Annotated in this window: 12 protein-coding genes and 2 tRNA genes; 3 read left to right on the top strand and 11 right to left on the bottom strand. The window is 42.2% G+C overall.

What is annotated here, in order from left to right; all coding sequences use genetic code 11:
• Positions 1-22 precede the first annotated feature (22 nt).
• Positions 23-688 (top strand): hypothetical protein, encoded by a 666-nt coding sequence (locus ISALK_RS05365; RefSeq protein WP_160719903.1) that lies wholly within the window; start codon positions 23-25, stop codon positions 686-688.
• Between the two features lie 116 nt (positions 689-804).
• Here ISALK_RS05365 and ISALK_RS05360 read toward each other — a convergent pair.
• From ISALK_RS05360 to ISALK_RS05335, 6 genes are all read right to left on the bottom strand, one after another.
• A tRNA-Leu gene (locus tag ISALK_RS05360) sits at positions 805-890 on the bottom strand.
• A 73-nt stretch (positions 891-963) separates the two neighbouring features.
• Positions 964-2595: an ABC transporter substrate-binding protein gene (locus ISALK_RS05355; protein WP_160719900.1), complete on the bottom strand. Its 1632-nt coding sequence runs from the start codon at positions 2593-2595 to the stop codon at positions 964-966.
• Positions 2596-2664: 69 nt separating this feature from the next.
• Positions 2665-3276, bottom strand: a complete 612-nt coding sequence (gene coaE, locus ISALK_RS05350) for a dephospho-CoA kinase (RefSeq protein WP_160719896.1) — start codon at positions 3274-3276, stop codon at positions 2665-2667.
• A gap of 15 nt (positions 3277-3291) precedes the next feature.
• Complete coding sequence (polA, locus tag ISALK_RS05345; protein ID WP_306770697.1) at positions 3292-6054, bottom strand: DNA polymerase I; 2763 nt, start codon at positions 6052-6054, stop codon at positions 3292-3294.
• A gap of 80 nt (positions 6055-6134) precedes the next feature.
• Positions 6135-6821 (bottom strand): anti-sigma factor family protein, encoded by a 687-nt coding sequence (locus ISALK_RS05340; RefSeq protein ID WP_160719892.1) that lies wholly within the window; start codon positions 6819-6821, stop codon positions 6135-6137.
• Between the two features lie 15 nt (positions 6822-6836).
• On the bottom strand, positions 6837-7415 hold the full coding sequence (locus ISALK_RS05335) for an RNA polymerase sigma factor (RefSeq protein ID WP_160719890.1): 579 nt from the start codon (positions 7413-7415) through the stop codon (positions 6837-6839).
• Between the two features lie 158 nt (positions 7416-7573).
• On the opposite strand from ISALK_RS05335, the gene ISALK_RS05330 reads away from it, so the two are divergent.
• Positions 7574-7660: transfer RNA gene (locus ISALK_RS05330), tRNA-Leu, on the top strand.
• A gap of 229 nt (positions 7661-7889) precedes the next feature.
• Positions 7890-8765 (top strand): cation diffusion facilitator family transporter, encoded by an 876-nt coding sequence (locus ISALK_RS05325; RefSeq protein ID WP_160719886.1) that lies wholly within the window; start codon positions 7890-7892, stop codon positions 8763-8765.
• Positions 8766-8852: 87 nt separating this feature from the next.
• Here ISALK_RS05325 and ISALK_RS05320 read toward each other — a convergent pair whose 3' ends face one another.
• The 5 genes from ISALK_RS05320 to ISALK_RS05300 form a co-directional block, all read right to left on the bottom strand.
• Positions 8853-10247 carry an aminopeptidase gene (locus tag ISALK_RS05320; protein WP_160719883.1) on the bottom strand — a complete coding sequence of 465 codons (1395 nt, stop codon included), beginning with the start codon at positions 10245-10247 and terminating at the stop codon, positions 8853-8855.
• A 20-nt stretch (positions 10248-10267) separates the two neighbouring features.
• Positions 10268-10915, bottom strand: a complete 648-nt coding sequence (locus tag ISALK_RS05315; protein WP_236660271.1) for a response regulator — start codon at positions 10913-10915, stop codon at positions 10268-10270.
• A 42-nt stretch (positions 10916-10957) separates the two neighbouring features.
• The gene (locus ISALK_RS05310) at positions 10958-12133 is read right to left on the bottom strand and encodes a sensor histidine kinase (protein ID WP_160719879.1); all 1176 of its coding nucleotides are present in this window, start codon (positions 12131-12133) and stop codon (positions 10958-10960) included.
• Between the two features lie 301 nt (positions 12134-12434).
• Positions 12435-12605, bottom strand: coding sequence for a DUF896 domain-containing protein (locus ISALK_RS05305; protein ID WP_160719877.1), 171 nt, complete (start codon positions 12603-12605; stop codon positions 12435-12437).
• A 60-nt stretch (positions 12606-12665) separates the two neighbouring features.
• Positions 12666-13124, bottom strand: a complete 459-nt coding sequence (locus ISALK_RS05300) for a MarR family winged helix-turn-helix transcriptional regulator (protein WP_160719875.1) — start codon at positions 13122-13124, stop codon at positions 12666-12668.
• Positions 13125-13223 lie beyond the last annotated feature (99 nt).

Genomic DNA, 13223 nt, shown 5'->3' with positions numbered 1-13223 from the left:
TACCCTTAAAGGAGGAATTAGCATGAGTAAAGTATCTTCCATTAATAAAAGACATATCCATAATCTCTATGTACATCGTCAAACCGTAGTAAGTGGTGCTTCTACCGTGGATGGGGTGTCTCCGGTTCGAAAGACTGAAAACAATCCTTTTTACTCCGACGGGAATTATCTTTATTATTCCGATACCTTCTACGACCATCTCCATCGATTTGAAGAAGCCTATACCAATTATTATACCCAAAGCAACCGTCTTTCTAAACTCTCTAAAATTCTTAGAAATATAAGCACCGAAAAAAAAATGCATCTCGATAATCTGATAAAAGTCCTTGAACTCCTTAGCCGAGAATATAACCAGACCATGATAAACCTTCGAACCGCTGAAGAAGAAAGCAACATCCTGCTTTCCCCTGAAATTATCCGGTTTCTTCTGCAGGAACAGCATTTCCTTGGGTTTCTGGGAATCACCCTGGAAGATGATTACACCTGCAGATTTTCTCCCTGGATTTTTCGTTCGAATTATTTTTACCATCCTGAGAAACTTCGATTTCTGATAACCCATAAGGCAAATCTGTTACAAAAATTGACCGACCTATTCAAAACCGTTACACTGGATCTCAAAAACCTCTCAGGATACCAAACTTTCGATCTCGACAGGGAACACGGAGTTTTGCTGGACCAGCGAACCTAGCCAATAATCCTTCGCCCGGCAAAACTTATAAACACTGCATTATAGCAAAAAACCTTTAAACACTCCTCTGGGGTATATGTCTAAAGGTTTTATTTTTGAATTATTGAATGATGCTTTGGTGCGGGGGATGGGGTTCGAACCCACACACGATTAACGCACATGTCCCTCAAACATGCCTGTCTGCCTATTCCAGCACCCCCGCTTTTCAAACACTATCCTATTATAAAATGAAATGAGCTCCTTGTCAACAACCAGCTGCAAGTTCTGCGGAAGATTTACTCCGTTTCAACAAACCAGTTTTCAAGATTTGCAAAAATATGGCTTGCTCTGGGAGCTAATTCACCATGAAGAGCCTCCCCAGAAATATAAGTATCTTTTAAAAAGTATAGGCTGATGATCGGTTGTTCTTCCTTTAGAGCTTTTTGCAGCTCCTCGAACTGTGCTTTTTTCTCTTCCTGATCCGGAGCTCTAAAAGCCTCCTCAAGAATTTCATCAACTTCTTCATTTTTGTAGTTCATAAAATTTGTCCGTCCTGCAAAATCCGAGTGAAAAGCAAAGGACAGATCCGGTAAATATCCCAGGTCCCAGGAACCAAAATACAGGTCAAAATCCCCTTCATCCAAACGCTGCTCAATACCGGCTGAATCTTCGGCGACCAAGGTTATTTCAAAGCCCAATTGTCCCATTTGTTCTTTAAGAATTTCCGCCGCCATTACTCTCGGTGGGTGGTTTTCCTTCACTAGGATTTCAAGAGTAATACTGTCTCCGTTATTATCGACCCAAAGATTCTCATCACTTTTTTCATAACCATGATCCTCCATGATCCCTTGAAATTCCTCATTTTCAAAGGCTTCTTCCGTAGAAGAGTCCTCACTGTAAAGCCAATGTTCAGGATGAATAGGAGTGGTGGCTTCCGTGGCAAATCCAAAGTAAATCTCCTCTATCAACTGTTCCCGGTTAATTACCTGGTTAAGGATCCCTCGCAACTCCGCACTTTGAGATATTACCGTATCCTGTTGGTAGTTAAAGGCGAGGTACTCCAAATGATTGGTTGAAAATCCATGTACCTGTTCTTCTTCTACATTGTCATGACTTTCTGGATTTAAGTACGTACTTCGGAAAAGATCCAACTCATCCTCTTCAAACAGTCGTTTTCTCTCTTCGTAGTCCCCTTCCACAAGAACATGCACTTCTTCAATATATGGATCTTTACGATTATGTTCATCATACTTCTTCAAGGTAAAACCTTCCGAGTCCCGGTCATCGAGCATATAGGCACCGGTACCGATCCATGGAAAGTCCTCTCCCTGTAATAATTCCGGATTTTCTTCCAGCAAGTGTTTTGGCAGGACCGGAAAAGTTAAGGCTTCCATAGCATTGCTAAAGGGTCTGGTAAAGCTGATTTTAATCTTTCCATCCTCCAGTTCTCTGATAAAGGAAATATGCTTGATACTGTTTTGGTATATCCGATGATTGATCATTTCCTCCGGTGCATTTTTAATGATGTCCACGGTAAAGATAATATCCTCCGCCCTTAAGGGTTCACCGTCATGCCAGGTTACATCGGAGTGAAGCTCTATTTCCACCACCTGACCATCCTCGGAAAAATTCCAGTCCTTGGCGATTTCACCGATAACTGACTGATCCTCATCGAAGGTTACCAGACTCTCAAAAATCAGTTGCTGAATATGATACAGCTCTTCGGGATTCTGATAAATCGGATTCCCGTGAGCTACCTCTGGTACCGCCAGTCGTAAAGTTCCTCCGTAATCTGCTTCCACTTCCCCCGTTTCTTCCTGTTCCGTTGCTTCCTCTTCTGACTCTTCCTCCGGTGCTTCCTCATCGCATGCCGTCAGAAATGTGATCAGTAGTAGTGTCATAAAAATCATTGTCAGTTTTTTTTTCAATTCTTCTCCCCCTTATTCTTTACCCCAATTTTCTATGTTCTGATAGATCGGAATTCCGTTTATATTCTTTTATTGATGCTTCAGTCGATCCATTTCATTTTTAATCTGCACTTGTAAGTACTTCGGATCTCCGGTGTTATCCAAAACCACATCCGCATACTTGATTTTTTCCTCCGTGGACATTTGTGCCTCGATTCTTTTTCTCGCATCGGATTCGCTTATTCCGTCTCTGGCCATTAAGCGTGCTATCTGCTCTTTTTCCGGAAGAGCAACCACCCATACCTCATCCACCCATCGGTGAAGGTTCATTTCAATCAACAGTGCCCCATCAATAGCTACACAGTGGAGATTTTTGTTTTCTCCCGCTACAGTTCTTAAGGCTTTCAGACGGTCCTTGATCCGACTTCGAATGGCGGGATGGGTTATTTCATTGAGCTTTTTTAGAGCATCCTCATTATTAAAAACCTGTTCTCCCAGTTTTTTCCGACGAAGTTTCCCCTCCCCGTCCAGAACCTCATTTCCGAAGGCCTCTTCAATTGTTTTCAGTACCCGGCGATCCTCCACCACTTCCCGGGCAATCACATCCCCGTCAATAACGGTACAACCCAGTTCCTGAAGAAATTTAGATGCCGTGCTTTTCCCCGTGGCAATACTGCCGGTTAATCCTATGGTTTTGAACATTTCATCACCTGTTTTCTATTTTAGGTCGTACCAGCTTTTCCCTTGGGACATATCGATCTTTAAATGCACTTTTAATTCCATGGCTTCTTCCATGGAACTGCGTATGATCTCTTTTACCTGATCGACTTCCTTTTCTGGTGCTTCAACAATCAGCTCATCATGAACCTGAAGCAGCAGGTTCGCTTCCATGTTCTGTTCTTCCAGCTTTTTGTATACCTGTATCATTGCAATTTTAATAATATCTGCGGCGCTCCCCTGTATCGGTGTATTCATGGCTGTACGTTCCGCAAAGGAGCGAAGATTAAAATTCCTTGCGTGAATATCCGGCAAGTACCGGCGGCGATTCAGTAAAGTGGTAACATAACCCTTTTCCTTTGCAAAGGCCACCGTACTGTCCATATAGCTTTTTACCTTAGGGTATTTCTTAAAATAATTATCAATATACTTCTGCGCTTTTTTTCTGGAGATTCCCAGGTTTTCCGACAAGCCGTAATCACTGATCCCGTAGACAATTCCGAAATTTACCGCCTTAGCGTTGCTTCGCATCTGAGAGGTGACTTCATTAAAATCCACATCGAAGATTTCCGCCGCCGTACGGGTATGGATATCCTCGTCCCGCAAAAAGGCGTTAATCAGGTTTTCATCCCCGGACATATGGGCCAGTACCCGAAGTTCGATTTGAGAGTAGTCCGCAGCAATAAAGGAAGCGCCCTCCTTGGCCACAAAAACTTTCCGAAGTTGTCTTCCCATTTCCAAACGGATGGGGATGTTTTGAAGGTTTGGCTCTGTACTGGAAATCCTTCCTGTGGAGGCCACGGTTTGCATAAAGTGGGAATGGATCCGCTTTGTACTGGGATTAATGATTTTTAATAATCCGTCGATATAGGTGTTTTTCAGCTTCGTGATCTGACGGTATTCTAAAATTTTCTCAATAATTTCATGTTTATCCTTAAGTTTTTCCAACACTTCCACATTGGTGGAATAGCCGGTTTTCGTCTTTTTGATCGGGGGCAGGTCCAGCTTATCAAACAAAATATTTCCCAGTTGTTTGGGAGAGTTGATGTTAAAAGACTCCCCTGCTAAATTATAAATGGTTTTTGTTAACTTGTCTATCTTTTCTTCATACTTCTCCTGCAGTTCCAACAGCAGTTCCCGATCCGCCAGGATCCCTTGATATTCCATACCTGCCAGCACTTCAATCAACGGCACTTCCACCGTTTCCTGAAGCTCCTTAAGGTCATATTCCTCTATTTTTTCTTCCATTAATTCCTTAAGTGAAAACAGATACTGCACTCGGTCGGTTAAATAGGAGACAAACTCCGATTCCTCTAAGTCTGTAAAAGAAACTTGTTTTTTGCCCTTACCTAAAAAGGTTTCTTTGCTTTTAATATTGGCCCCCGTGTATTCCAAAACCAGATCTTCCAGATCATATCCGGATTTGTTGGGATTTATTAAGTATTCGGCAATCATTGTGTCAAAGACCACATAGTTTAGGTTAATGCTATGATTCTTCAAATGAAGGATTTCCTTTTTCATATTGTGAGCGACAAACCCTACATCCTCCTTGTTTGTAAGATCCCTAAACCATTGCCAGAAAGCTTCTTTCAGCTCTGAATCCAAGGCCTGCAAATCTATAACATATAGTTTGTTCTCCTTAGTTACCATGCTCAGGGCTAAAATGTCATCCTTGGTTAAAGCTTCTCCCTTTGTAAAGGAGAAAATCCCCAACTCCTTCGAGGTTTTCAAGTACTCATTGATCCCCTTTTGTAACTGCTTAAAATTCTTGTCCTCCTTCACCTGAAGAACCCAGAGGTCCCGGGAGGTATTCGAGACTTCTTTCAAGGCCTTGATCCCGTCCTCTTCCCCGGCAGAGTCCTCATCTTCACGGATTTTTTTCATCAAACTGTGAAACTCGTAGTCCTTAAAGGCTGCTACTGCCTCTTCCCGATGAATTTTTCTTCTTTTCAGCTTAGAAAAGTCAATATCCATCGGCATGGTTCGAACGATGGTAGCCAGGCGCTTACTGAGCACCGCTTTTTCCTGGTTTTTTTCCACTTTTTCCCGCAGTTTCTCCCCGGATATTTGATCCATATTCGCGATGAGGTTCTCCACGGATCCGAATTCCTGTAGCAGTTTTAGAGCGGTTTTTTCTCCTACCCCGGGGATCCCCGGGATATTATCGGAACTGTCCCCCATAAGCCCCTTCAAATCTATAAAGGTTTTGGGACTAACCCCGGTTTCCTCCTTTACTTTGTCGGCGTCGTAAATTTCTATGTTGGATATTCCCCGTTTGGTAAAGACAATTTTCGTTGTCTGTGATGCCAGTTGCAGAGCATCCTTATCCCCGGTAACCACTAAGGTTTCAATCCCCTGTTCCTCTCCCTGGGTTACCACGGTACCGATGATATCGTCAGCTTCAAAGCCTTCAATTTCTATGCGGTACACATTCAGTGCATCCAAAATGTCTTTTAAGGGTTCAATTTGCTGTCGTAACTCCGGCGGCATTTTTTTTCGCCCCGCCTTATAATCCTTATACTCCTTATGACGGAATGTGGGTTTTTTCAGGTCAAAGGCAACCGCCAAGTAGCTTGGATCGTGTTCTTCCAACATCCGAAAAGTCATGGTTAAAAAACCGTAAATGGCATTGGTGTGTCTACCATCCTTGGTTTTTAAAGGGGGCAGTGCATAGAACGCTCGATTTAACAGACTGTTTCCATCAATGATGATCATTTTTTTATTTTCATTGTCCACCGGACTCTGGTTTGTATCCTTGCTCAAATCTCCTCGCCTCTCTCTCGTCTATTATATTTTATCTCTCATAATCCCTTGGTCGATTTCTTGAAATTCAATTCTATAGATCACTTTTTTCGATCCTTTCGAAGAACCCCTATTACGCTTATTACCCCGATTCCCAGTAATATCACGATCCATTTCCCGTATTCCATCCCAAAGGTGTCCCTTCCAAAGGTTTCGGAAGTATCCCCATCTCTTTCTTCCGGTTCTACCGTTTCCTCCATTGCCGCCGGGGGTTCTTCCTCCACCGCTTCCTCAGGAGCTGCCTCCTCTGGAGAAATACTTTCTTCCTCGTCCATCGAGGTAATCCCTGCGTCGTCGTCAGCACTTTCCATCACTGTCATCTCATCCTCTCTCGGAGCCGGAAACCGGTCTGTCGTAAGAATTACTGCAGAGGTAATTATCAATACCATTACTGCGGCCAAAGAAATTTTTTTCATCCAGGGCAACTGTTTTATAAACCATTTCTTATGATTTCTTCCTGAACTTTCCTCCAAGTATTGATCAACGTCCTCCCGCGGGTTGTTCTCCTCTTCCTGCTCCAAGGTAGCCATGATACTTTTGCTCAGGCCTTCCGGTGCCTTCAAGTCTTTTAATTCCTGAAGACTACCCACCATTTTCTCAGTGTTTTCCAGGGCTCTGTCACAGTGGCTGCAATGGTCTTTATGAGCTAGAAAGGCGGTTTTTTCATCATCATTTAATTTTTCATCAATATATAAGGATATACTGTTTTCGAATTCTTTACAGTTCATGGTTCCTCCTCCTTTCTAGTCGTTCTGTAGAAGGTCGCTTAAATTATTTCGTAATTGCTTTCTTCCTCTATTTAATCGGGACTTTACGGTTCCCTGGGAAATATCCAGTACTTCTGCAATTTTTTCGTAGGACAGCCCTTCAATATCCCGTAAAACAATAACTCCCTGATACTCTACGGGAAGTTCCAAGATTCCTTTTTCCACTTCCCCCTTGACAAATTGATACTCCAGTAGTTCCTCCGGACCATCCCCTGTATCTTTCAAGGGGATTTCATACCCTTCACTTTCGGAACTGTTTTTCGTCTCCATAGGGACTTCCTCCCGTCTTTTCCTTTTTCGTAGTATATCCAGACAGGTGTTGTGCACAATTCGATACATCCAAGTGGAAAAGCTGCTTTGGAGTTTAAATTTATTCAGGGATTTGTACATCTTAATAAAGGATTCTTGGGTTGCATCCTTAGCATCTTCGGCATTTCCAAGCATTCCATAGGCCGTTCGATAGGCCTGATCCTGATAGCGGAGGATCAATTTTTCAAAACTATTCATATCTCCTTGCTGGGACTGTTTGATAAGTCTGGCCTCTTCAATGTTCAATGGCAACTCCTTTCCGAAGATCTATACTATTTAGACTTCATTTTGATTGAATTTGTTCCCGTGCTCTCTGATCTATATTATCACAAATTTCCCCTCCGTAGAAATGAGAATTTATTTGACATTGCCCCGGGATCATGTTATCATTTTTTTAGATTTCAGCCGCGGTGGCGGAATAGGCAGACGCAGCAGACTCAAAATCTGCCGATGTTATCATCGTAAGGGTTCAAGTCCCTTCCGCGGCACCATAAAATATCTATAGTTTTTTTGTTTTACAACCTCCTAGAACTTAACTAGAGGTTTTTTTTCATTATTCCTGTTTTAAAGGGAAAATCCCGGTTATATAATATACATTTGAAGCTTGTGGCTTTCATTACATCCTGCTATTAAAACACAATATACAACTTAATTAGTTTGCTTAAACTTTGTGATGCAAGATATTTTAAAATCCAAGCTATCGGAAAATGAGGTGACGTTTTGCGAGAAGAAGTTCGTTATAAAGCCTCCCGAAAAGCCTCTTACTTAGGTTTAATGGGAAATATTTTACTAACCTTTCTAAAAGGATTCATCGGATACATCGCCGGCAGTGCAGCCTTAATGGCGGATGCGGTACACTCTGCCTCGGATTTCATCGGAACCCTTATTGTTATTAAAGGAGTGAAAATAGCCCATTTACCTCCGGACCAGTCCCATCCCTACGGCCATCATAAGGCAGAATCCATTGTCTCGAAAATCATTGCAATTATTTTAATGATCACCGCAGTATTCATCGGATATGAAGCTTTTCAAATACTGCTGGCTGATGAAATCGGCATCCCCGGTGTTTCAGCTATTGTTGTGGCCCTGATATCCATCGGAATCAAAGAAGGACTCTACCAGTATACCATCCGTGTAGGCCGCAAGTATCGAAACGCTGCGTTGATTGCCGATGCTTGGCATCAACGTTCCGATGCCATTTCTTCCATTGCAGCGCTGATTGGAATTACGGGAGCGGTTTTGGGATTTCCTTTTATGGATCCTTTAGCCGGAATCGTTGTGGCTATGTTGATACTAAAAACCGCCATTTCGATTTATATCGACGCTATTCATGATTTGATGGACTCTGCTCCTCCTCCGGAAGTATTAAATAATATTACCGAAGCGGCTAAGACCGATGAAGGAGTGCTGGCTGTTTCCGAAGTAAAGGTACGCCGTTATGGTTCCATGCTTTTAGTGGATATGAAGATCAATGTATCTCCCCATATTTCCGTAGAACAGGGACATGCCATCTCTGCCCGAACCAAGCAGAATATTCTTTCCCATAATGAGGAAGTCAAGGATGTTTTGATTCATGTAAACCCCCATTACGAATAATCCTTTGACTATTTTGATTTCCATAAAAAGGCCGGGAACCTCCCCTCTGGGGATCCCGGCCTTTTTATATGTTTAATTCTTACCGAATTATAAATAAAACCCTCGATAAGCAAGATAGGTCATGTATAAATCCACTTTACTGATGATCTCCATGGGAGCATGCATACTAAGTACGGGAACGCCACAGTCTACTACCTCTGTATTATAATTCCCGATAATGTAGGCAATGGTTCCGCCTCCTCCTTGATCCACTTTCCCAAGCTCCCCCATCTGCCAATGAATATCATGGTTGTTGAAGGTACTTCGAAGTTGTGCTAAGAATTCATGGTTGGCATCATTGCAGCCTCCTTTTCCTCGAGAACCGGTGTACTTACTGATATTCACCCCTCTTCCCATGTAACAGGAGTTTTTCGGATCCAACACCTCCGGGAAATTCGGATCAAAGGCGGACATTACATCCCCGGACAAAGCTTTGGAGTTATTCAAGGCTCGGCGAACACTAAGTCTGGTGCTACCTTCTTGAAGGGCTAACATTTCATCCAGACTGTTTTCAAAAAACTTCGATTCCATCCCCACATTGCTTATGCTTCCAACCTCTTCTTTATCCACAAATACAGCCATGGCAGTTTTTCTCGGAGTGTCAAGATCCACAATCGCCTTAAGTTCCCCAAAGGCACAGACCCGATCATCATGACCATAGGCGGCAATCATGCTTTGATCCAGTCCAACATCCCTGGCTTTTCCCGCAGGAACCAGCTGGATCTCTGCAAAGGCAAAGTCCTCCTCCGTGATATCGTATTGCTCTTTTAGCAGTTGTAGCAAGTGTGCCTTCACCGCTTCTTTTTCTTCCCCTTCTTTGCTGGCCTGATTACCCAAAAGAACATTTAACCCTTCACCGGTTATGCCTTCAGACATTTTTTTATTCATCTGATCCTTGGATAAATGAGGCAACAGGTCAGAAATCATCAAAATAGGATCCGAAGGGTCCTCACCGATTGTGATTTCCAAAAGTTCACCGTTTTCCTTTGTGATTACCCCGTGCATTGCTAAGGGCATGGTAACCCATTGGTATTTTTTTACACCGCCGTAATAATGAGTTTTGGCCAAGACCAATTCCTTGTCCTCGTAAAAGGGAAAGGGTTTCAAGTCCAGTCTCGGACTGTCCACATGGGTGCCGATAATATTCACTCCGGATTCCATGGCTTCTTTTCCGATGACTGCTAAGATAACCGCTTTCTCTTTATTCATAAAGTATACCTTATCCCCGGGAAGCAAAGCCTTTTTATCCTTTAGGGTTTCCTCAAAGGAAACAAAGCCCCGGGACTTTGCCTGTCGGATGATCTCTTTTACACATTTTCGTTCGGTTTTACTGGCGTCAATAAAACTTTTGTAGGACTCTCCGAAATCCTGTGCTTCTTTAAGTTTTTCATCGTCTAAAGCCTTCCATAAACTTTCCTGCTTGAAGAATAAGTCTTTTTTCATAAGTCCTCCCTTTGGATCGGTTATTGATCCCGTTGATTTTTCAAGGCAAATATGGCTGCCTGGGTCCGGTCATTTACATGGATTTTCTTGAAGATATTGGACACATGATTTTTTACGGTTTTTTCACTGATGAACAGGGTGTTGGCGATTTCCCGATTGTTCATTCCTTGGGAAATCAGTTTCAGAACTTCCTTTTCCCTTCGGGTCAGTTTTTTCAGAGCTTCTAAATCCTGATTTACTTCCGGCTTATCTTTCTTATGAGTTTTTACCAGTTCGCCGGCGATGCTCGGATGGACGTAGGAACCCCCTTTGTTTACATCCCGGATGCCTCGGATTAAGCTGTCACTTTCCGCATCTTTTAAAATGTAACCCTCCGCCCCAAGATTAATGGTCTCAATCAGATATTCCCGTTCCTCGTGAAAAGTTAGCATGATCACTTTTTGCCGGTCTTCCATGGCTTTAATTTGTCGTAAGGTTTCGATACCGTTTAGTCCGGGCATATTAATATCCAGCAAAACAATGTCCGGTTTCATCTCCTTTAATATCTCTAAGGCTTCTTCTCCGTTTCCGGCTTCGCCCACAACCTGGAAATCCTCTTCTAATTCCAGAATTTTTTTAATCCCTTGACGTACCAGTAAATGATCATCCACAAGTAGTATTTTGATCATGTTTCCACATCCTTTCCTATCGCTCATTATATTTCTCCATCCTTAAACGTCATTCGGTATAACGCATTGGACCTTTGTTCCCATAGCTTCCTTGCTTTCAAAGGTGATTCTTCCGTTTAATAGCTTTACTCTTTCCTTAATACTTTGTAATCCCAATCCGTTCATGTGAGTGTTCGGACTTTCTTTTATTCCCCGAGGGTCTTCAAATTCTTCTTCCATGTTGAACCCTTTGCCGTTGTCTTGAACCCTTAAATGGATGGAATTTTTAGTGATGTCTAAGCTTACTTCCACAAAGGTGGCTTCGGAATGTTTTCGCACATTGTTTAAGAGTTCCTGAGTAATTCGAAAGACGAAAAGGTTTCGTACAGAATCTTCAATACCTTGATTCGAATCAACCACAAACTCCGCTTGTATTCCCGACTCCTCTTGAAAAACCTCTAAGTACTTCTCTATCATAGCTACAAATCCCAAATCGTCTAAAGACATCGGCCGAAGATTGTAAATGATTCGTCGAACTTCCTTTGTGCTCTCCCGAACAATTTCCTTTAGACTTTTCAGCTCTTCTTTTGCCTCAACCAAATCCTTGTCAAGCAATCGCTCGCATAGCTCTGACTTTATGATTACATTGGATAAAGACTGAGCCGGTCCATCGTGAATGTCCCTGGCAATTCGCTTACGTTCTTCTTCCTGGGCGAGAATAATGCGTTTTCCAATCGCCTGTTTTTCTTCAATTCCCTCAGCACTGGAAATCACACTGTCAAAATTATCCCCTAAAAACTCTAGGGCAATACCGATTTTAGAAGTCAGGCTCTCCGCTTTTTTCAAATTTTTCTCCGCCTCCTTCAGACGAAGTTCCAAATCCTTTCTTTTAGTGATAATTTCCTTTTCCTCCCGGCGCTTTACCAGGACCTGCAGTCGCAAATCATTGGCCCGTTCATAGGCCTTTTTTATATCTTCCTCGGCATAGGTTTCGAAATTCTTACTGACCTTTAACAGGGTTTTCCGGCTTATACGCTCCTTTTCTTCGAGGCTTTCCACTTGTAACACAAGATTTTTTGCCTCTTCTTTAAATCGAATTACCTGCCGTTGAAGTTCATCGCACTCCTTGCGAAGGTTTTCCGTAATTTCAAAAATTTCTTCTTTGCTTTCCTCCACGGCTGTGATCGCCTTGGAAAGAATGGTATTAATTTTTGAAACCTCTTCCGGCTCCTTTTCCATAGATTCACCTCTTCTTCTCCTTAATAAAATCCATGAACAGGGAAATCCTGCTGCGACGGTCTTTCCCTTTAAAAAAGGACCTACCGCTCTTTTATTATATTACCCTAATTTCATGAAATCAAAAGTATATTTTTTAAATATTAACACATTATTACATAATACGGGGTTTCCCTTTTATTCCAGTGCTCCTAATCCACATCCCGAGAATGAACTAAATAAATTTAGCTGGCTCCCGGCGCTTTTTATTAAAAAACAATATAATAAAAAGCCAGAGACTTCCCCCCGGCTTTCCCTAGTCACACTAATCGACGATCTTTATTCGGTCAAATTGTTGCTTTGCATTCTTTCGAAACGCTTGGATGTATTCCTTTCGAAGGGCTTGTCGTTCCTTTTCTTCCCCCTCGGTCAAGGTTCTTTCCTTTGCTAATTTTGCCAGCTCATTAATGCGATCAATTTTTTCTTGTCCTACCATAAATCCATACCTCCTTTAGTTACACAGTACTTTCGACAAAGTGGTCCATCTACCATGCCTTTATTTCATCGCATCTGTTCGTTCATATACCATAGAAATTCCGTTTAAAATAAAGGTCTGCTGCTCTTCCGAGAGGTCCTTTAAAATATCCCTCAAGTATTCTCTTCTGGCAGTAAGGACTTTTTGAATGATTTTATGTCCCTTCTCCAAAACCGCAACCCGAACCACGCGGCGATCCTTCTCATCCCGCACCCGTTTAACCATTTTATTTTTCTCCATGCGGTCCACTAAATCCGTAATGGTGCTGCAGGCTAAATACATTCGCTTACTTAACTCTCCGATGGTTAGATCCTCTTCCTTAACCAAATATAGCAGGGCTTGAAATTGGGGAGGGGTAATTTCAAATTCCACAAGCATTTCCCGACCCTTTTGCTTTACAATGGTACAAAGATAACGGAGCTCTCTTTCAATTTCTGTAATTACATCCATATTTTCATTTTCAGGATCTATTTTCAGCATACTTTGTCCTCCTAGAATAATATATAGTACATTCTAACACAAATTTCCCTTCTTTTTAATACCCTTTCTAGGATAGTCCATTTAAATTCAATTTAAAGG

Source organism: Isachenkonia alkalipeptolytica (assembly GCF_009910325.1).
Lineage (GTDB): Bacteria > Bacillota > Clostridia > Peptostreptococcales > T1SED10-28 > Isachenkonia > Isachenkonia alkalipeptolytica.
This window is presented reverse-complemented; position numbering and strand designations above follow the sequence as displayed.